At 71.0% G+C, this 19,323-nt stretch carries 17 protein-coding genes; 9 read left to right on the forward strand and 8 right to left on the reverse strand.

The features are described 5' to 3' along the window. Positions 1-64: 64 nt before the first annotated feature. Entirely contained in the window at positions 65-436 is a 372-nt protein-coding gene (locus AC3AGO_RS29885; RefSeq protein WP_487823373.1) for an ArsR/SmtB family transcription factor, read from the forward strand. Then, the gene (locus AC3AGO_RS29890; protein WP_487823374.1) at positions 420-3,494 is read left to right on the forward strand and encodes an HAD-IC family P-type ATPase; all 3,075 of its coding nucleotides are present in this window, start codon (positions 420-422) and stop codon (positions 3,492-3,494) included. Before AC3AGO_RS29885 ends, AC3AGO_RS29890 begins: the two co-directional genes overlap by 17 nt. Positions 3,495-3,580: 86 nt before the next feature. Here AC3AGO_RS29890 and arsM read toward each other — a convergent pair whose 3' ends face one another. From arsM to AC3AGO_RS29910, 4 genes are all read right to left on the reverse strand, one after another. After that, positions 3,581-4,474 (reverse strand): arsenite methyltransferase, encoded by an 894-nt coding sequence (gene arsM, locus AC3AGO_RS29895; protein WP_487823375.1) that lies wholly within the window; start codon positions 4,472-4,474, stop codon positions 3,581-3,583. A gap of 209 nt (positions 4,475-4,683) precedes the next feature. After that, positions 4,684-5,085 carry a DNA-binding protein gene (locus AC3AGO_RS29900; protein WP_487823376.1) on the reverse strand — a complete coding sequence of 134 codons (402 nt, stop codon included), beginning with the start codon at positions 5,083-5,085 and terminating at the stop codon, positions 4,684-4,686. Next, positions 5,082-5,324, reverse strand: coding sequence for a type II toxin-antitoxin system CcdA family antitoxin (locus AC3AGO_RS29905; RefSeq protein ID WP_487823377.1), 243 nt, complete (start codon positions 5,322-5,324; stop codon positions 5,082-5,084). The genes AC3AGO_RS29900 and AC3AGO_RS29905 overlap by 4 nt, the downstream gene beginning before the upstream one ends. A gap of 72 nt (positions 5,325-5,396) precedes the next feature. After that, positions 5,397-6,872: an LCP family protein gene (locus AC3AGO_RS29910; RefSeq protein ID WP_487823378.1), complete on the reverse strand. Its 1,476-nt coding sequence runs from the start codon at positions 6,870-6,872 to the stop codon at positions 5,397-5,399. Positions 6,873-6,996: 124 nt separating this feature from the next. Between AC3AGO_RS29910 and tatA the strand changes: the two genes are divergently transcribed. Together tatA and AC3AGO_RS29920 are read left to right on the forward strand one after the other, a co-directional pair. Continuing rightward, positions 6,997-7,275 carry a Sec-independent protein translocase subunit TatA gene (tatA, locus tag AC3AGO_RS29915; protein WP_487823379.1) on the forward strand — a complete coding sequence of 93 codons (279 nt, stop codon included), beginning with the start codon at positions 6,997-6,999 and terminating at the stop codon, positions 7,273-7,275. Positions 7,276-7,415: 140 nt separating this feature from the next. Beyond that, complete coding sequence (locus AC3AGO_RS29920) at positions 7,416-8,240, forward strand: putative protein N(5)-glutamine methyltransferase (RefSeq protein WP_487824865.1); 825 nt, start codon at positions 7,416-7,418, stop codon at positions 8,238-8,240. Positions 8,241-8,393: 153 nt separating this feature from the next. On the opposite strand, the gene AC3AGO_RS29925 is transcribed toward AC3AGO_RS29920, so the two are convergent. From AC3AGO_RS29925 to AC3AGO_RS29940, 4 genes are all read right to left on the reverse strand, one after another. Then, positions 8,394-8,741: a hypothetical protein gene (locus AC3AGO_RS29925; protein WP_487823380.1), complete on the reverse strand. Its 348-nt coding sequence runs from the start codon at positions 8,739-8,741 to the stop codon at positions 8,394-8,396. 3 nt (positions 8,742-8,744) lie between these two features. Next, a complete protein-coding gene (ctaD, locus tag AC3AGO_RS29930; protein WP_487823381.1) occupies positions 8,745-10,463 on the reverse strand; it encodes an aa3-type cytochrome oxidase subunit I in 1,719 nt (572 codons plus the stop codon). A gap of 70 nt (positions 10,464-10,533) precedes the next feature. Then, a complete protein-coding gene (locus AC3AGO_RS29935; protein WP_487823382.1) occupies positions 10,534-11,841 on the reverse strand; it encodes a CynX/NimT family MFS transporter in 1,308 nt (435 codons plus the stop codon). Continuing rightward, positions 11,838-12,611, reverse strand: coding sequence for a FadR/GntR family transcriptional regulator (locus AC3AGO_RS29940; protein WP_487823383.1), 774 nt, complete (start codon positions 12,609-12,611; stop codon positions 11,838-11,840). The genes AC3AGO_RS29935 and AC3AGO_RS29940 overlap by 4 nt, the downstream gene beginning before the upstream one ends. A 352-nt stretch (positions 12,612-12,963) precedes the next feature. On the opposite strand from AC3AGO_RS29940, the gene AC3AGO_RS29945 reads away from it, so the two are divergent. From AC3AGO_RS29945 to AC3AGO_RS29965, 5 genes are all read left to right on the forward strand, one after another. After that, the gene (locus AC3AGO_RS29945; protein WP_487823384.1) at positions 12,964-14,997 is read left to right on the forward strand and encodes a beta-galactosidase; all 2,034 of its coding nucleotides are present in this window, start codon (positions 12,964-12,966) and stop codon (positions 14,995-14,997) included. Beyond that, positions 14,994-16,328 (forward strand): ABC transporter substrate-binding protein, encoded by a 1,335-nt coding sequence (locus AC3AGO_RS29950; protein WP_487823385.1) that lies wholly within the window; start codon positions 14,994-14,996, stop codon positions 16,326-16,328. The genes AC3AGO_RS29945 and AC3AGO_RS29950 overlap by 4 nt, the downstream gene beginning before the upstream one ends. Further along, positions 16,325-17,353, forward strand: a complete 1,029-nt coding sequence (locus tag AC3AGO_RS29955) for a carbohydrate ABC transporter permease (RefSeq protein ID WP_487823386.1) — start codon at positions 16,325-16,327, stop codon at positions 17,351-17,353. Before AC3AGO_RS29950 ends, AC3AGO_RS29955 begins: the two co-directional genes overlap by 4 nt. After that, complete coding sequence (locus AC3AGO_RS29960; RefSeq protein ID WP_487823387.1) at positions 17,350-18,279, forward strand: carbohydrate ABC transporter permease; 930 nt, start codon at positions 17,350-17,352, stop codon at positions 18,277-18,279. The genes AC3AGO_RS29955 and AC3AGO_RS29960 overlap by 4 nt, the downstream gene beginning before the upstream one ends. 197 nt (positions 18,280-18,476) lie before the next feature. Next, a complete protein-coding gene (locus AC3AGO_RS29965) occupies positions 18,477-19,277 on the forward strand; it encodes a class II aldolase/adducin family protein (protein WP_487823388.1) in 801 nt (266 codons plus the stop codon). Positions 19,278-19,323: the final 46 nt, after the last annotated feature.

The following is a 19,323-nucleotide window of genomic DNA, read 5'->3' on the forward strand; positions in this document are numbered from 1 at the left end:
GCTCAACTCCCACGCCTACACTGGGTCCCGCGAAAACGGACGAACGGGAGAGTGAGGGGCCGCGGTGGACGCGAGCGACTACGGCGACCCGCCGGCGGAGGTACTCGCGGAGACCGCCGCGGCCTTCGGCCTGCTGGCCTCCCCGGCACGGCTGCACATCGTCTGGGCCCTGGCGCGGGGCGAGAGCGACGTGAGCCACCTCGCCGAACGCGTCGGCGGCGCGCTCCCCGCCGTCAGCCAGCACCTGGCGAAACTGAAGCTCGCCGGACTCGTCCGCTCCCGCCGCGAGGGCCGCCGTGTCGTCTACCTCGTCGACGATCCGGACGTGGTCAACGTGGTGCAGCTGCTCGTCGACCGCATGACCGACCGCGCCGCACAGCCCGCGGACCCGTCACACGCGCCGTCGCGGGGGAGCGCCAGTGGCACCGTCGCCTGACACGGGCACGGCAGTCACCGGCACCACCCGTACGGCAGACGGCACCCGTACGGGCGGCGCACCGCCCGCCCCCGCCCCCGCACCCGACCGCGGCCCCGTACACCGCACCGCGCGCGAATCGCTCCTCGAAACCCTCCGCCGGCTCGACAGCGGACCGCGCGGACTGACCGAGACCGAGGCCGACGAACGCCTCGTCCGGTACGGCGAGAACGTGCTGCCCGCACAGCGTTCCGCCCGCTGGCCGCGCCGCCTTCTGCGCGGCCTGCGCGACCCGTTCACCTCCGTACTGCTCGCCCTCGGCCTCGTCTCCGCCCTCATCGCCTCCTGGGGGACGGCCTGCGTGATCGCCGTACTGGTGGGCGTCAGCTGCGTACTGCGCGCCGGCGGCGAACACCGCGCCGACCGGTCCACGGCGGCCCTCCGCGAACTCGTCGCCACCACCGCCACCGCGCAACGGCGCACCTCACCGGGCATGCCGCCCGAGACCCGCGAACTCCCCGTCGACCAGCTCGTACCCGGCGACGTCCTCCGGCTCGGCCCCGGCGACCTCGTACCGGCCGACGTACGCCTGCTCCGCGCCACCGGACTGCGCGTCGAACAGGCCGCGCTCTCCGGGGAGTCCGCGCCTGTCGCCAAACACCCCGCCGACGGACCCGGCGACCCGGACACCGGCCTCTTCGACCAGCCGCACCTCTGTTTCCAGGGCAGCAGTGTCGCCTCCGGCAGCGGTACGGCCGTCGTCGTCGCCACCGGCGCGGACACCCGGTTCGCCGGCGCCTACCGCGACACCACCGCACGCCACCTGCGGCCCGGCGCCTTCGACCGGTCGGTGAACGGCATCGCCTGGATCCTCATCCGCTTCATGCTGCTCACCCCGCCCCTCGTCCTGCTGGCCAACGCCGCACTGCGCGGACGCGGCCTGGAAACCCTGCCGTTCGCCGTCGCGGTCGCCGTCGGCCTCACCCCCGAAATGCTGCCCGTCGTCGTCACCACCGCACTGGCCCGCGGCGCGGCGCTCCTCGCCCGCGGCGGCGACGTCATCGTGAAACGGCTGCCCGCGCTGCACGACCTCGGCGCGGTCGACGTCCTGTGCACCGACAAGACCGGCACCCTCAGCCAGGGCACCCCCGTCCTCGACTGCTCCCTCGACCCGTTGGGCCGCCCCGACCCGCACGTGGCCCACTGGGCCGCGGTCAACAGCTTCTGGACCCTCCACCTCGCCGAACTCCCCGCCCCGGACGCCCTGGACGAAGCGCTGCTGGCGGCTACGGAGCCGGGTGGGGTGTTGGGGGAGGCGGGCGATGGGACGGTCGATTCCGTTGGTGGGCTGGACGGTTCGTCAGGCGTGGCGGGCGCCGCTGCCGTCGGCGCGGGTGGCGCGCTCGGTGAAGCGGCGGGTTCCGTTGACGGGGTTGGGGGTTCCCCCGGTTCGGCGGGCCTCTCCGCCGTCGACGCCGGCGGCGCGCCTGCGACCCCCGACTCCGACCCCTGGGCGTGCGACGGTGTGAGCGCGCTGCCCTTCGACCCCGTACGCCGCAGCTCGTGCGCCGTCGTCAGCCGCCCGGACCGCCCCGGCCGGCACACGCTCGTCGTGAAGGGCGCGGCGGAGGACGTACTGGACCGCTGTACGCACGTACGGGGCGCCGACGGCGAGCGGGTCGAACTCGACGATGCCGCACGGGAAACGCTGCGCCGCCGCGCCACCGCCCTGGCCGACGACGGGCTGCGCCTGCTCGCCGTCGCCCTCGCCGAACGCCCCGCGCGCCTCACCCCGTACGGGCCCGCCGACGAACACGGCCTCACCTTCCGCGGCTTCACCGGCCTCCGAGACGCCCTCACCCCCACCGCCACCGAAGCCCTCACCGACCTCGCCCAACGCGGCATCACGGTCAAGGTCCTCACAGGCGACCACCCCGGCACGGCGGCGCGGGTATGCCGCGACCTGGGGTTGGACGTCGGATCGGAGGCGGGTGACGGCGACGCCGCCGTGACCGGCGACCACATCGACACACTCGGCGACACCGCGCTGGCCGAACTCGCCGCCCGTACCACGCTGTTCGCCCGCTGCACCCCGGAACACAAGGCCCGTATCGTCGCCGCCCTGCGCTCCCGGGGCCACACCACGGGCTTCCTCGGCGACGGCGTCAACGACCTGCCCGCCGTCCAGGCGGCCGACATCGGCCTCGCGCCGCGCGGCGCCGCGCCCGTCACCCGCGATGCCGCCGACGTGGTGCTCGCCGCGAAGGACCTGACGGCCATCGGTGAGGCCGTCACCACGGGCCGCCGCAGCAGCGCCAACATCGCGACCTATCTGCGGATCTCGCTCTCCTCCAACGTCGGCAACGTGATCGCGATGCTCGTCGCCGGGCTGCTGCTGCCGTTCCTGCCGATGTTCCCCACGCAGGTCCTCGTGCAGAACCTGTGCTTCGACGCGGCCCAGTTGGCCTTCGCCTTCGACCGCCCGGCCCCCACGGCCCTGCGCTGCCCCACCGTTCTCCACCCGCGCGCCCTGCTGCGCTTCATCACCGGCTTCGGCCTCCTGAACGCCACCGCCGACCTGGCCACGTTCGCGCTCCTGGCGCTCGCCGTGCACGGCGTCTCCGGTACGGGAGGCCAACACGCCTTCCACGCAGGCTGGTTCACGGAGAACCTCCTCACCCAGGCCATGGTCATGATCCTCCTCCGCACCACACGCGGCACGGCCGAGGCCGGCCCCCTCGACCACGGTGCAGTGGAGGCCGGCACCTCAACCCCGAAACACGGAGCCAGGGGGGTCGGCGCCCGACTCCTCATGCGCGGAGCCACAAAGGGAGGCACCCAGGGGTCCGTCCGCGAATCCGCGGACCGCCGCACCCCCACCCCCATCCGCCTCGCGGTGGCCGGCCTGGCCACCACAGGGATCCTCCTCCCCCTCTCACCCCTGGGCACCCTCCTCGGCATGACCGCCCTCCCCGCGACGTACTACGCCCTCCTGGCCCTGATCCTCACCCTCTACGGAGCGGCCCTCACTGGGGCCCGCCGCCACCATGACCGCCGCACGTCACAGCACACCAACTGACGGTGCCCGCACACCGGTTGTCACCCTCGCCGGAACGCAGCGGGCACGCGCGTCTGCGCGGCCGGACACCGTCAACGGCCCTGTCCTCAGCGCTGACAGCCGCAGCCGGAAGCGGACTTGGCCCCGGCAACGGTTGTGTTCGGGTCGACGGCTTCTTCGGCGGAGGTGCAGCAGGCGGTAACGCCGCAGCAGGCGTCTGCCGCATCCGCCACGGCGCCGCTCTCTGCCGTGCCGGCGGGCTTCGCCGCGCGGACGAGGGCGGCGTGCATGCCGTCCGCGACTGCATGGGTCGGCGTGATCTCGACGTCGGTGAAACCGGCGTCCCGCAGGCCCTGCCGGTACTCGGCGAAGGAGAGCGCCCCGGCGATGCAGCCGACGTAGCCGCCGCGTTCGGCCCGCTCCGCCGGGGTGAGGGCGTCCTCGGCGAGTACGTCGGAGACGCCGATCCGGCCCCCGGGGACCAGAACACGGTGTATCTCGGCGAAGACCAGCGGCTTGTCGGTGGAGAGGTTGATGACGCAGTTGGAGATGACCACATCGATCGTGTCCGCGGGCAGGGGGATGTCCTCGATGGTGCCCTTGAGGAACTCGACGTTGGCCACGCCGGCCTTCCTCTGATTGGCCAGTGCGAGCGCCAGCATCTCCTCGGTCATGTCGAGCCCGTACGCCTTGCCGGTGGCGCCGACCCGGCGGGCGGAGAGCAGCACGTCGATGCCGCCGCCGGAGCCGAGGTCCAGTACGCGTTCGCCCTTGTGCAGCTCGGCGACGGCGGTGGGGTTGCCGCAGCCGAGCGAGGCGGCGACGGCCTCGGCGGGCAGCGATTCGCGGTCGCCCTCCGCATAGAGCGTCCGGCCGAAGTTCTCGTCGGTTTCCACGCGCTGCTCGCCACAACAGGCCGTGCCGCCATCGGTGACCTGCGTCGCCGCCGCGGCATAGCTGCGGCGGACGGCCTCCCGCAGATCGGTGGACTGATCGCTCATGGCACTTCCCCCTCTCGGGTCCGGGCCGGCGCCCGGGCTCCTCTGTATCGACATCTGTCGATGTAAGCAGCGTGCCCCTCGGACGGCAGCGCGTCAATATAGAGGAATGTCGAATTACGAGCCGACGGCGTACGGCCGGCCCCCGAGCGGCAGTTGCGTCACAGGTTTGAGGAGCTGCGGATACTGGCCCGTGGACTGGGCGAGGCGGTTCAGAGGCCGATCACGTGTACGCGGTTTCCGCAGAGCTTGGTCATGTCGTCCGCGTCGGAGGTGAGCACCGCGACGGGGCCGGGCTGGCGGAGGGCGGCTTCCGCCACCGTCGCGTCGATCGCGTACTTGTGGCCATGAAGCCCGGCCGCCTTCAGCAGAGCCGCTGCCGCCTTCGCCGCCTCCGCGGTGACCGCCTCCACCTTGACGCGGGAGAGCACCCAGTTCAGCCGCGGCAGATTTACCCGTGAGTGGCTGACCTCGACGATGGTGTTGGCTCCGACGACCACGTCGGCCCCCATGGCGTGGAACACGTGCAGCATCGCGAGCAGCTTCCGGTCCTGGGCGACCCAGGCCGAGAGCCCCTCCGCGTCGAGGACCACTGTCTCGACGTGAGTGCTCACGCGGCATCCGTCTGGTGGTGCGGGCCGGAGCCGATCCTGGCCCGGGCGGCCGCCAGTTCCTCCTCGGTGAAGTCGCCGTGCTCTTCCTGGTGGTGCCGGAGGTCCTCGCCGAGCAGCTCGTGTCTGATCTGCCGGGCCACTGCCTCGGACACATAGCCCGAGATGTTGTCCGTCAGGTTCCGGAGCTCCTCGACCTGCTCGGTCGGGAGAGTGACCGTGATGCGCGTCGTGGAGGCCATGAGTGCAGCATACTGCGGTATGCGCGCCGAAGGCGATCTCACCCGGGCCCGCCCCGTACGGGCCGCCGCACCTCACCCGTACGACAGCCCCTCGCAGAGGTCGTCCGAAGCCGCTCGGGGTTTCTTGGTCGGGGGGTCGGGGGTGGAGCCGGTGGGGGAGTTGGCGTAGTCCTGGCCGAGGGTGAGGGTGATGCCCGGGGCGGGGCCGGAGTGGAGGTCCGCTTCGGGGAAGAGGCGGGCGAGGGTCTTGGCGTGGGCGTGCTCCCCGGGCCCGTAAGTGATGTGGGTGGTGGGGGTGTTCTGGTCGGGGGCCGTGGCGGTGCCCGTCACGGTGAAGCCGCGCTGGGTGAGGGTGTCGGAGGCGCGGGCGGCCAGGCCGGTGACCGACGTGCCGTTGGTGACGGACACGGTGATGCCGTCCCCCGAGACGGACCGGGAAGCAGGGGACGGGGACGACGACTTGCCGCCGCCGCTCGGAGCATCCGACGGCAGCGCGCGGTCCGCCTTGAGCGCCGACCACAGCGCGTCCGCCTGCGGTTTCACGACGGCGACCCGTGCGCCCTGGTAGCGCCAGGGGACGGTGACGAACTTGGTGTTGTGCAGGTCGACGTTCTTGAGCGACATCGCGAACGACATCATCTTGTCGGCGGAGCCCAGCCCTTCGTCGACGGTCATCGACTCGGTGGCCGCGTTCGCGAGCGGAAGCAGGTTCGTGGGGGTGAAGCCCTCGTCCTTGATCTTCTTGATCAGGCTGGAGACGAAGGCCTGTTGGCGCTGGATGCGGCCGATGTCCGAGCCGTCGCCGATGCCGTGCCGCAGCCGTACGTAATCCAGTGCCTGCTGCCCCGACACCTCCTGCTTGCCCTTGGTGAAGACGCGCGCGCCGCGCGAGCCCCGGTTCGGGTTGATGTCGCCCTGGTAGATGTCGTTGGGCAGGCAGACCGGTACGCCGCCGACGGCGGAGGTCATCTTGGCGAAGCCGTTGAAGTCGACGACGACCGTGTGGTCGACGCGCAGGCCTGTCAGTTTCTCGACGGTGTTCTGCGTGCAGGCCGGATTGCCCTTGGCCGTGTTGCCCACGGTGAAGGCCGAGTTGAACATCTCGTTGCTCTGCGGCGCGGTCCAACTGCCGTCGGGCGCCTTGCAGGACGGGATGTCGACCAGCGCGTCGCGGGGGAAGGAGACGGCCACCGCGTGCTTGCGGTCGCCGTACACGTGCAGCAGGAACGCGGTGTCGGAACGGCCCACCGATCCCTCGCCCCCGCCCAGCGAACTGTTGTTGCCCGCGCGCGAGTCGGAGCCGATGACCAGAACGTTCTGGCCGCCCTCCCCGTCGTCCGGACGGTCGCCGCTGATGCCGTCCGTGCCGAACGTACTGATGTTGCCGTTCAGCCGGAGGTAGACCCAGCCGGCGCCCGACGTGGCCAGGATGAGCAGCGACACCGCCGTCGCCCCGGCGATCCGCCCGCGGCTGCGGCGCCCGCGACGGCGGCGTACGTCCGCCCCGTCGCTCCTGCCTCGGCTGCCGCGCCTGTGACTGCCTGTCATGTGCCTCTTCACCCGTGTACGGAGTTGTATAGTTGCGCAATATAGCAACTATGTACGTGGCCGAGAGTCGCCGGTGGCCGTCGTCAAGGGATGCCGCCGGCCCTCGACAAGGGAAGGACGTCCGATGTTCCTGCGCAATGGGCTGGAGCCCTGGCATCTGCTGATCGTGGCCGTGGTGCTGGTCCTGGTGTTCGGCTCCAAGAAGCTGCCGGACACGGCCCGTTCGCTGGGCAAGTCCCTGCGGATCCTCAAGAGCGAGGCGAAGGCCATGAAGCAGGAGGGGGCGCCGAGTGGCACGGACACGGGGAGCGACCGCGACGACCGTACGGTCGCGGGCCACGTTCCGGCCGCCACCAGTGATCGCCAGGAGGGTCACACCGCCCCGCGCTCCGATGTAGGGTGACCGTCTCACGCAGGGACGTCCGAGGAGGTGAGAACCGTTACCGCCCGATCAGGCAGGGTTCTCCCCGGACGCGCGCGCGGACGCACGGTCCGCACGGCATAGCCGGCCGGGGAGCGCCGATGGCATCCCGAAAGGCTTCCATGCCGGTTTCCCCCTCACCCGTTCTCCGTTCAGCGCTCGTGTCCCGACTCCGCACCGCGGGCTGCGTGTTCGCCGAGGACGAGGCCGAACTGCTCAGCGCCACCGCCCCCGACGAGGACGCCCTCGACGCGATGGTGGAGCGCCGCGCCGCGGGTCTGCCCCTCGAACACGTCCTGGGCTGGGCGGAGTTCTGCGGGCTGCGGATCGCCGTGGACCCGGGCGTGTTCGTGCCCCGGCGGCGCACCCAACTCCTCGCCCGCGAGGCCGCGGCCCTCATACGGGAAGCCCCCGTAAGGGACCCCCTCACGCGCACCCCCGCAGCCGTCGCCGTCGACCTGTGCTGCGGTACGGGCGCGGTCGGGGCCGTCCTCGCCGCGGCCCCCGGGTGTGCCGAGCTGTACGCGGCGGACGTCGACCCCGCCGCGGTGGCCTGCGCCCGCCGCAACCTCGCCCCGGCCGGCGGCCGCGTGTACGAGGGCGACCTGTTCGCGCCACTGCCCGCCGGCCTGCGCGGCCGGATCGACGTACTCGTCGCCAACGTGCCGTACGTGCCGAGCGGTTCGGTCGGCCTGCTGCCGCAGGAGGCCCGCGTGTACGAGCCGCTGGTGGCGCTCGACGGAGGCGCGGACGGTCTCGACGTACTGCGGCGGGTGACGGCCGAAGCGCGCGACTGGCTGGCGCCCGGCGGCAGCCTCCTCGTCGAGACGAGCGAACACCAGGCGGTCGACGCGGTTTCCGCTTTCGCGGGGCACGGGTTGGATGCGCGGGTCGTCGCCGACGACGAGCTGTATGCGACGGTCGTCGTCGGCACGGTGTGCGTCTAGCGGCTCCTTGCCCGTGCCGCGTTGGGTGCCCCGAGGGTGTGTCGGGCGGCTGCGGATCGCGCTGTGGTTCGCGCAGTTCCCCGCGCCCCTTTTCGGGGCTGACTCGCGTCCCGCGTCGTCGTTCGCGCAGTTCCCCGCGCCCCTGTTCGGGGCTCAGCCGCGCGCCGTCGCCGTGACCACCGCCGCGGTGATTCCGGCCAGTCCCGCCGTGGTGAGGGTCACCGCCACGACGCAGCGGAGGCGCAACTGCCGGTAGCGGTCGGTGTATTCGGCCCGTAGTTCCTTCGCGCGGTCCGCGATGCGGGCCAGGGTCGTACGGGCCAGCGTCAGCCGGTCGGCGGTGTAGACGCGTTCGACTTCGGCCCGCTGCGCCGCGGTCAGCCACGGCAGCTGGTCGGCGAAGGCGCGTGCCTGCCGGTGGGCTTCGGCGACCTCCGCGTTCCACAGCAGGTATCCCTCGAGCTGGGCGAGACCGCGGGCGTTGTCCTCTCCGGTCTCCACGGGTCACTCCTTGCCGCTCGCCGGGGCCACGGTCACGCTGTCCCCGGTGTGGCCGTGTTGCTCGATGGCGGCGACGGACGGGTAGTTGAGGTCGAAGGCGGGGGATTCGGAGCGGATCCGCGGCAGGGTGACGAAGTTGTGCCGAGGCGGCGGGCACGACGTGGCCCACTCCAGCGAACGGCCGTAGCCCCAGGGGTCGTCGACGCCGACGTTCTTGCCGTGCTTGGCGGTCTTCCAGACGTTGTAGAGGAACGGCAGGATCGACAGGCCGAGCAGGAACGAGCTGATGGACGAGATCGTGTTGAGCGCGGTGAAGCCGTCGGCGGCGAGATAGTCGGCGTACCGGCGGGGCATGCCTTCCGCGCCCAGCCAGTGCTGTACGAGGAACGTGCCGTGGAAACCGACGAACAGCGTCCAGAAGGTGATTTTCCCCAGCCGTTCGTCGAGCAGCTTTCCGGTGAACTTCGGCCACCAGAAGTGGAATCCGGAGAACATCGCGAAGACGACCGTACCGAACACCACGTAGTGGAAGTGCGCGACGACGAAGTACGAGTCGGAGACGTGGAAGTCCATCGGCGGCGAGGCGAGAATGACACCCGTCAGCCCGCCGAAGAGGAACGTCACGAGGAATCCGACGGTCCACAGCATCGGCGTCTCGAAGGACAGCGACCCTTTCCACATCGTGCCGATCCAGTTGAAGAACTTCACTCCTGTCGGCACCGCGATGAGGAACGTCATGAACGAGAAGAACGGCAGCAGTACGCCGCCCGTGACGAACATGTGGTGCGCCCAGACCGTCACCGAGAGCCCGGCGATGGAAATGGTGGCGGCGACCAGCCCGATGTAGCCGAAGATGGGCTTCCGGGCGAAGACCGGGATCACTTCGGAGGCGATGCCGAAGAACGGCAGCGCGATGATGTAGACCTCGGGATGGCCGAAGAACCAGAAGAGGTGCTGCCACAGCAGGCCGCCGCCGTTGGCCGCGTCGAAGACGTGCGCGCCGAGCTTCCGGTCCGCCTCCAGCGCGAACAGCGAGGCGGCCAGCACCGGGAAGGCGAACAGCACGAGCACCGAGGTGAGCAGCACGTTCCAGGTGAAGATCGGCATGCGGAACATCGTCATGCCGGGGGCCCGCATGCAGATGATGGTGGTGATGAAGTTGACGTTGCCGAGGATCGTGCCGAAGCCGGACAGCGCCAGGCCCATCACCCACAGGTCGCCGCCGACGCCCGGTGAGTGCGCTTCGTCGGTGAGCGGCGAGTAGGCGAACCAGCCGAAGTCGGCGGCCCCGTTGGGGGTGATGAAGCCGCTCATCACGATCAGCGAACCGAAGAGGAACAGCCAGTACGACAGCATGTTCAGCCGCGGAAAGGCCACATCGGGTGAACCGATCTGCAACGGCATGACCCAGTTGGCGAAACCGATGAAGAGCGGGGTGGCGAACATCAGCAGCATCACCGTGCCGTGCATGGTGAACGCCTGGTTGAACTGTTCGTTCGAGAGGATCTGAATGCCGGGGCGGGCGAGTTCGGCGCGCATGAACAGCGCCATGACACCGCCGAGGAGGAAGAAGATGAACGAGGTCGTCAGATACAGCGTTCCGATTTTCTTGTGGTCGGTGGTCGTCACCCAGTCGATGACCACCGACCCCGGACTCTTCTGTCTCTTCGGTGCCTCGTTCTCTTCCGGCTGCACATGCGGAGAAGTGCCCACAGACGCCATGCAGAGCTCCCAGCGCTCTTTACGGAATACCGACGCCGGGCACGATGCCAGTATTCCGCCGCGCCGGTGCTCACACCACGCCGTACCCCGCGACATGACGGTTCCGCGCCGCGCCGAGACCGGCGAGCAGTTGCGGCACGAGAAGGACGAGCAGTACGACGAGCGGAACGGTCCAGCTGCCCACGGCGTCGTGCACCGCGCCCAGCACGGCGGGCCCGGTCGCGGCGAGCACGTACCCGTAGCACTGCGCCATGCTGGAGAGCTGCGCCGAGTGCCGGGTGTCGGGGGCGCGTTGGACGATGAACAGCAGCGCGAGGCTGATGGCCGCGCCCTGGCCGAGGCCGAGCAGCAGCATCCACAGGTACGCGCCGCCCGCCGGGGCCACGAGCATGCCGGTGAAGCCGGCCGCGACCAGCACGGTGCCGAGCACCATGACCGTGGCCGGGCGCATGCGCCGTTCGGAGAGGACCGGCGCGAGGAACGAGCCGGCGATGCCCAGCAGCGAGGAGAAGGACAGCATCCAGCCGGCCGTGCCGGTGCTCAGCCCGGAGTCCTCCAGCATGCTCGGCAGCCATGCGGTCGCCGCGTAGTACGAGAGGGACTGCAGGCCCATGTAGGCGGTGACCTGCCAGGCCAGCGGGGACCGCCACAGGCCGCGCACCGGGTGCGCCGCCTGTCGGGCCGCGTCCGCGGATACGCGCGTACGGGAGCGCAGCTGCGGCAGCCACACCGCGAGCGCCAGGACGGCGAGCACGCCCCAAAGGGCCAGCATGGTGCGCCAGTCGAAGCCGGAGGCGTTCTGCAGGGGCACGGTCAGTCCGGCAGCGGCGGCCGCGCCGGTGAACAGCGTCATGGAGAACAGGCCCATCATCAGCCCGACCCGGTGCGGGAAGTCCCGCTTGATGAGGCTGGGCAGCAGCACGTTGCCCACCGCGATGCCCGCGCCGATGACGACACTTCCCGCGAACAGGGCGAGGGTCGAGTCCACGAGCCGTACCGCGGTGCCGACGACGACGAGGAGCATGGCGCCGAGCAGCGACCGCTCCATGCCGAACCGCCGCCCCACGCGCGGCGCGACGGGCGCCAGCAGGCCGAAGCACAGCAGCGGCAGCGAGGTCAGCATGGACGCCGCGGTGGCGGACATGCCGTCGGTACGGATGGACGGCATCAGCGGGGACACGGCTACCAGCGCCGGCCGGAGGTTGAGGGCGAGCAGCACGATGCCCGCGCCGAGCCACAAGGCGCGCCGCCCCGTGACGGCGCCCGGGGGCGCGGAGCCGGCGGGCGGCGGCGCCTGCCGTTCCAGGTCAGGTATCGCGTCCTGGTCGGCCGGCGCGTCCCCGTCGGGGGTCGCGCTGCCGGTCTGCGGTGTGGTCACTTTCCCTCTTCTCCTGCGTCCCCTGTGCGGGGTTCCTCTGCGTCCCCTGTGCGGGTGTCCGGGCCGAGCCCGCGGAGCGCGTCCATCGCCTCGTTGAGGTGGGCGAGCGCGGCCTGTTCGGCGGCGTCCGGGTCGCCGGCCTCGATGGCGGCGACGATCGCGCCGTGCGCGTCGAACTGGTGCTGTACGGCCTCCGGCACGGGCGCGCCGATGACGGACTGCAGCGTGGCGCGCAGCCCGTCGCTGAACTGGTCGTACAGATCGGCCAGTACGGTGTTGTGCGCCGCGGCGGCGACGGCCCGGTGGAACTCCATGTCCGCCTCGATGAACGTCCCGACGTCGGCGCCGTCGTGCGCCCGCCGGTCGTTCCACGCCCCGTCGCGCGCGGCGAGCGCGGCGCGCAGCGCGGCCAGGTCCTCGTCGGTACGGCGCAGCGCGGCATAGCGCGCGGCGTCCCGTTCCAGCGAGGCGCGCACCTCGTACGCCTCCAGCTCCTCCGCGTGCCGCAGCCTGCGCTGCACGGCGGCGCCGAATCCGCTGGAGGCGCGGACGTACGTGCCGTCGCCCTGCCGCGGCTCCAGCATCTCGGTGTGCACGAGGGCCCGTACGGCTTCGCGCACGGTGTTCCGGCCGACCCCGAGCTGCTCCACGAGCACCGGCTCGGGCGGGATCTTCTCGCCGACGGGCCACTCGCCCCCGGCGATGAGCTCCTCCATCTGCTCGATGACGGAGCCCACCAGATTCATCCGCGGCGTCTCCCGCAACGGCATGCGTCTCTCCCTGTCCCGTCGTCCCCGGCCGGTCCCCGGCCGGTCCCCGGCCGGTCCCCGGCCGGTCCCCGGCCGGTCCCCGGCCCGCTCCGGCCCGCTCCGGCGCGCCCCACCGGGCGCGATCACGCCCATGATGGGAACATCCCATGTTTCCGCGCGTCAAACGTCACCGGTGTCGTAGTGACGGAGAACGCTGCGAGAGACCCTTTCCGAACCCCCGCGCAACACCCGCCTCAAGGGGTTGACCCCCGATCTCGGGCCTCCTTATATTGCCGTCGCTCCGGTTAATTGTTAATTCATCATTTTTCGCCGGTCACAACGGAGTACGGCGTCGTCAAGGAGCGCACCGCACATGGCAGTTGGAGACGCAGGCCGCACGTCCCGCATCCACTTCGGTGGCGACTACAACCCCGAGCAGTGGCCCGAGGAGGTGTGGGCCGAGGACACCAAGCTGATGCAGGAGGCCGGCGTCTCCATGGTCACCGCTGGCATCTTCTCCTGGGCGAAGGTCGAACCCCGCCCGGGTGAGTACGACTTCGGCTGGTTCGACCGCGTGCTGGACCGGCTCGCCGCCGCCGGCATCCAGGTGTGCCTGGCCACCATGACCGCCTCACCGCCCCCGTGGCTCTCCCACCGGCACCCCGAGGTGCTGCCCGAGGCCGCGGACGGCACCCGCAGCTGGCCCGGCGGACGGCAGCACTACTGCCCCTCCTCACCCGTCTACCGCGAGCACGCCGCCCGTCTCGTCGAGAAGCTCGCGACCCGCTACGCCGAGCATCCCGCACTCGCCCTGTGGCACGTCGGCAACGAGTACGGCTGCCACACGTACGAGTGCTTCTGCGATGTGTCGGCCGAGGACTTCCGGCGCTGGCTGCGCGAGCGGTACGGCACCGTCGAGGCCCTCAACGACGCCTGGTCGACGGCCTTCTGGGCGCAGGCCTACACCTCCTTCGACGAGGTGCTGCCGCCGCGGAAGGCCCCCACCTTCCCCAACCCGGCGCACCAGCTCGACTACCGCCGCTTCGGCAACGACGCGCTGCTCCAGTGCTATCTGACCGAGAAGCAGGTGCTCGACCGCGTCACCCCCGGCATCCCCGTCACGACCAACCTGATGCCGAATCACAAGCCGGTGAACGCCTTCGAATGGGCCGGCCACCAGGACGTCATGTCGCTGGACTTCTACCAGGACCCGTACGACCCGCTCACCCACATCCAGGCCGCCTACAACTTCGACCTGATGCGCTCCGCCCGCGGCGGACAGCCGTGGATGCTGCTGGAACAGGCGCCCGGCGCGGTCAACTGGCGGGCCCGCAACAGCCCCAAGCAGCCCGGCCGGATGCGGCTGTGGAGCTGGCAGGCCGTGGCGCAGGGCGCCGACGCCATCCTGTACTTCCAGTGGCGCCAGTCGCGCGGCGGCGCCGAGAAGTTCCACTCCGCGATGCTGCCGCACGGCGGTACCGACACCCGCATCTTCCGCGAAGTCTCCGAGCTGGGGCGGGAGCTGGGCTCCGTACCCGAGCTCGCCGGCACCCGCTCGCAGGCCGACACCGCGCTGCTCGTGGACTGGAACAGCTGGTGGGCGCTGGAGCTCGACTCGCACCCCTCCACCGCGCTCGGCCAGACGCAGCTGTCCCTCGCCCACTACCGGCCGCTGTTCGAGGCGGGCGTCGCCTGCGACATCCTGCCGCCTGACCGCGATCTGTCCGCGTACAAGCTGGTCGTCGTCCCCAACCTGTATCTGCTGAGCGAGGACGACGCGGAATGGCTGACGGCGTACGTACGCGGCGGCGGGCACCTCCTCGTGGCCTTCTTCTCCGGCATCGTCGACGCCTGCGACCGCGTGCACCTCGGCGGCTACCCGGCGCCCCTGCGCGAACTGCTGGGCCTGCGCGTCGAGGAGTTCTGGCCGCTGGAGGACGGGGTCCGAGTGGGCGTACGCGGCGAGCTCGCCGGCAGCGCGGACCTGTGGTCGGAGGCCATCGAGCCCGAAGGGGCCGAAACCGTCGCGGAGTTCGACGACAGCCACCCCGACCTCGCAGGGCGTCCCGCCGTGACCCGGCACACCTTCGGCGCCGGCACCGTCTGGTACGCGGGCACCCGGCTGGAGCCCGCCGCCATGCGGCAGTTGACGGACTCCGTACGGGCGCGGGCCGGCGTCGAACCGGTGCTCCCCGGGCTGCCCGAGGGTGTCCAGGCCACCGTCCGCGGCAGCGAGGACGGGCGTTTCGTCTTCCTGCTCAACCACACCGACGAGAGCGCCCAAGTCACCCTGCCCGAGGCGCTGTCCGACGCTCTCGACCCGGACGCGGCCCCGACGGCCGCCCGTACGCTTCCCGCCCGCGGCGTCGCCGTCCTGCGCGGAAACCCGGGGAGGTCCGAGGGGTGACCCCGACCCGCCGAGGTGTCCTCAAAGGCGCGGCCGCCTCCGCTCTCGCCGCACCCGCCCTCGCGGGCTGCGGCGAGGCGCAGGGTCCCGCCCGGACGACCCGTCAGGCCACCGTCCGCAAGGGCGAGAAGGTCAGACTGGTCTTCTGGACGTGGGTCCCGCTGCACAAGGCCGTCGACCTGTGGAACCGCACCCACGACGACATAGAAGTCGAACTGCAGATCATCCCCGCCAACATCAACGGCGGCTACCAGAAGATGCACGCCGCGCTGAAGTCCGGGACACCGCCCGACCTCGCGCAGGTCGAGTACTACGAACTGGCCGACTTCATGCTCGTCCAGGGCCTCACCGACCTCTCCGCGTACGGCGCGGACAAGCTGCGTGACGCGTACGTGCCCTGGCAGTGGGACCAGGGCGTGTTCAGCGGCAAGGTCTACACGCTGCCGCAGGCGTCCGGGCCGATGGGCATGTTCTACCGCCGCGACCTCTTCGAGCGCTGGGACGTCGAAGTCCCGGAGACCTGGGGCGAGTTCGAGCAGGCCGCGCGGAAGATCAAGCGGCGCGGCGGCGGCTCCCTCATCACCGCCTTCCCGCCCAACCAGTCCCAGTGGTTCACCGCCCTGGTGTGGCAGCACGGCGCCCGCTGGATCCGCACCGAGGGCGACGAGTGGATCGTCGACCTCGTCCACCCCGCCTCGCTCGAAGTCGCCGAATACTGGGACCGGATGCTGCGCGACCGGCTCGTATCGACCATGGCCGACCAGCAGAGCGGCTGGTATCGGGCCCTGCAGACCGGCCAGTTGGCGACCTGGGTCGGCCCCCAGTGGGGCGACGCGCTGCTGCGCGGCAACGCGCCCCGTACGAAGGGCACCTGGCGGGTGGCGCCCATGCCCCGCTGGGAGACCGGCGTCTCCACCTCCGCCAACTGGGGCGGCTCCTCCACCGCCGTCCTACAGGGGAGCCAACACCCGCGCGAGGCCCTGGAGTTCGCGCACTGGCTCAACACCGACCCGGAGAGCATCGACCTCCTGGTCCAGGCCGGCTACGGCTGGCCCGCCGCACGCGACGCCGCGCAGGGCTCGGCACTGGACAAGGCCGACCCGTTCTTCGGCGGCCAGCGGTACAACGACGTGTTCGCCGCCTCCGACCGGCAGGTCGACACCTCCTGGCGGTGGGCGCCGACCGTCGACCAGACCTTCGCCCACATCAGCGACACCTTCGGACGGGCCGTCGCCCAGGGCGGCACCCTCGTCCAGGCGCTGCACGACTGCCAGGAACGCGTCGTCGACGATTTGCTGGCCAAGGGCCTCAAGGCAAGGAGCGCGCGATGAGCACCACGGACACCGCCGCCAACACCCGGACACAGACGGCACGTTCACAGGACCCGTCCGGGAAGCCCGCTCCGACGGCCCGCCGCGGCACCCGGCCCGACCGCGCCGCCTGGTGGTTCCTCGGGCCCTTCGTCGGCCTCTTCGTGCTGACCTTCGCCGCGCCCATCGTCTACGCCCTCTACCAGTCCTTCCTCAGCACCGAACGGCACGGCCCGCTCGGCCTGGGCCGGGCCACCACCGGCTTCGCCGGGCTGGAGAACTACACCCTGGCGCTGGGCGAGGCCGACTTTCTGGAGGGCTTCGGACGGGTGCTGCTGTTCGGCGTCGTCCAGGTGCCGCTGATGCTCGTCCTCGCCACCGTGCTGGCCCTCCTGCTGGAACACGTCGGCGACCGGTGGGCGGGCCTGCTGCGCGCCTCGTTCTTCCTCCCGTACGGCGTGCCCGGCGTCATCGCGTCCATCCTGTGGGGCTTCCTCTACATCCCGGGCGTCAGCCCCATCACGGACCTGCTCGGACGCGTCGGCGCGGCCCCGGACTTCCTCTCGTACGACACCGTGCTGTGGTCCCTGGCGAACATCGTCATCTGGGAGTTCGCCGGCTACAACATGCTCGTCATCGTCGCCCAGCTGAAGTCGATCCCGCAGGACCTGTACGAGGCCGCGAAGATCGACGGCGCGGGTCCCTGGCAGACGGCGCTGCGCATCAAGATCCCGCTGATCCGCCCGGCGCTCGTGCTCACCGCGGTGTTCTCCATCATCGGCACCCTGCAGCTGTTCTCCGAACCGCTCCTCCTCAAGCCGCTGACCTCCAGCATCACCACCGACTACACGCCCAACCTCAGCGCCTACAACGACGCGTTCGCCAACAACAACATCTCCCTCGCCGCCGCCAAGTCCGTGCTCCTGGCGCTCGTCGCCTGCGCCCTCTCCTTCGGCTTCCTCGGCATGGTCAACCGCGGGGACGGCCCGCGGAAGAAGGAGACGCGCGCCCGACGGCGGGACCGTACGAAGGAGAGCAGCCGATGACCTCCACCACCACGGCGCCCCCGGCAGGCCGCGGCCGTACGGACAGCGCCTCCGGCGACAGGCCTCCCGCCGCCGGCCGCCCGAAACGCCGGCTGCGGCCCGGCCGCGTCCTGCTGACCGCCTTCCTCGCCCTGGCCGCCTGCTACTTCCTGCTGCCGGTCTACTGGCTGCTGGTGGCCTCCACCAAGAACTCCGACCGCCTCTTCGGCAGCTTCGGCCTGTGGTTCTCCCGCCCGCAGTGGCTGCACAACATCGGCAACCTGTTCGCCTACGACGGCCACATCTACCTGCGCTGGGCCCTCAACTCGGCGCTGTACGCGGGAGTCGGCGCCGTACTGGCCACACTGCTCGCGGGCGCGGCCGGTTTCGCCCTGGCCAAGTACCGCTTCCGCGGCCGGGAAACCGTCTTCAAGAGCGTCCTCGCCGGAGTGCTGCTCCCGTCTACGGCCCTCGCGCTGCCGCTCTATCTGCTGTTCGGCAAGCTCGGCCTCACCAACACCTACTGGGCGGTCCTTCTGCCGTCGCTGGTCAGCCCGTTCGGCGTGTACCTGTGCCGGATTTACGCGGAGTCGGCGGTGTCCGACTCGCTGCTGGAGGCGGCCCGGATGGACGGCGCGGGGGAGGGGCGGATCTTCTTCACGCTGGTGCTGCGCATCATGAGCCCCGCGCTGGTGACCGTGCTGCTCTTCCAATTCGTGCACATCTGGAACAACTATTTCCTGCCGCTGGTGATGCTCGCCGACGACACGAAGTATCCGATCACCCTCGGGCTGGCGACGTGGCGTTCGACGGCGGACCGGTACCCGGAGCTGTATCCCCTCACCATCGGCGGCGCGTTCGTGTCCGTCGTCCCGCTGGCCGTCGCCATGCTGGTCCTCCAGCGCTTCTGGCGCACCGGCCTGACCGACGGCAGCGTCAAGGGGTGAGAGGCGGCGGGGAAGGCCCGGACCCGCCCTCCCCGCCGGGCAGTTGACGTACGCGGCACCCGTCAGGCCCCGGCAAACGGACATGCCGACCGGTCGGAATTCTGCCCCCGCAAGCCTTCCGACCCGTTGGCATCCGGCGTCAGGTGATCAATCCTGGGGGAGTCCGGCACCACTGGCGCTGCGCTCGAGGAGACCCCATGACCCAGACGTACGACAGCCCGGCCCCGACCCCCGACGCGGCCCCCTCCCCGGAAGGGGAAGAGCTGCGGCTGCGGCGCGAACTGGCCGCCGTCTACCGGCTGGTCGCCCACTTCCGCATGACCGACCTCATCTTCACGCACATATCCCTGCGGCTGCCCGGCCCCGAACACCACTTCCTCATCAACCCGTACGGGCTGCTGTTCGAGGAGATCACCGCCTCCTCCCTCGTGAAGATCGACATGCAGGGCAACCCGGTGGAGCCCACCCCGTACAAGGTCAACCCGGCCGGGTTCGTCATCCACAGCGCCGTGCACGCCGCGCGGCCCGACGCGCAGTGCGTGCTGCGCACCCACACCAAGGCCGGCTGCGCCGTCGCCGCGCAGGAGGGCGGACTGCTGCCGCTCAACCAGATCAACATGCAGTTCTACGGCCGCGTCGCCTACCACGACTACGAGGGCGTCGCCCTCAACCTCGACGAACAGGCCCGGCTCACCGAGGACCTGGGCGGCCGGCACGCGATGATCCTCCGCAACCACGGGCTGCTCACCGTCGGGCACACCGCGGCACACGCCTTTCTCCGGATGTACTACCTCGACAAGGCGTGCGAGATACAGATCTCGGCACAGTCCGGCGGCGGCCCGCTGACGGTCCCGCCGCACAAGGTCAGCGAGTACGCCGCGAAGCAGCTCAACAACGAGGGCGCCGCCACCGACCTGGAGAACGAGGACGCGGTGGAGCTCGCCTGGCCCGCGATGCTGCGGCTCGCCGCCCGCGTCGCCCCGGACTACGCCGACTGAAGCGCGCACGGTGCGCCGCCGCACACCGTGGCGGCGCACTCGTCGG

The sequence above is a fragment of the Streptomyces sp. BL1 genome (genome assembly GCF_057628045.1).

Bases quoted from the DNA above. Each gene is read 5' to 3' on its own strand.
- AC3AGO_RS29920 (WP_487824865.1), top strand. From the start codon at position 7,416: ATGCCGGTTTCCCCCTCACCCGTTCTCCGTTCAGCGCTCGTGTCCCGA.
- AC3AGO_RS29910 (WP_487823378.1), bottom strand. From the start codon at position 6,872: ATGACAGGCAGTCACAGGCGCGGCAGCCGAGGCAGGAGCGACGGGGCG.
- AC3AGO_RS29905 (WP_487823377.1), bottom strand. From the start codon at position 5,324: ATGGCCTCCACGACGCGCATCACGGTCACTCTCCCGACCGAGCAGGTC.
- AC3AGO_RS29940 (WP_487823383.1), bottom strand. From the start codon at position 12,611: ATGCCGTTGCGGGAGACGCCGCGGATGAATCTGGTGGGCTCCGTCATC.
- AC3AGO_RS29965 (WP_487823388.1), top strand. From the start codon at position 18,477: ATGACCCAGACGTACGACAGCCCGGCCCCGACCCCCGACGCGGCCCCC.
- ctaD (WP_487823381.1), bottom strand. From the start codon at position 10,463: ATGGCGTCTGTGGGCACTTCTCCGCATGTGCAGCCGGAAGAGAACGAG.
- tatA (WP_487823379.1), top strand. From the start codon at position 6,997: ATGTTCCTGCGCAATGGGCTGGAGCCCTGGCATCTGCTGATCGTGGCC.
- AC3AGO_RS29955 (WP_487823386.1), top strand. From the start codon at position 16,325: ATGAGCACCACGGACACCGCCGCCAACACCCGGACACAGACGGCACGT.
- AC3AGO_RS29960 (WP_487823387.1), top strand. From the start codon at position 17,350: ATGACCTCCACCACCACGGCGCCCCCGGCAGGCCGCGGCCGTACGGAC.
- AC3AGO_RS29945 (WP_487823384.1), top strand. From the start codon at position 12,964: ATGGCAGTTGGAGACGCAGGCCGCACGTCCCGCATCCACTTCGGTGGC.
- arsM (WP_487823375.1), bottom strand. From the start codon at position 4,474: ATGAGCGATCAGTCCACCGATCTGCGGGAGGCCGTCCGCCGCAGCTAT.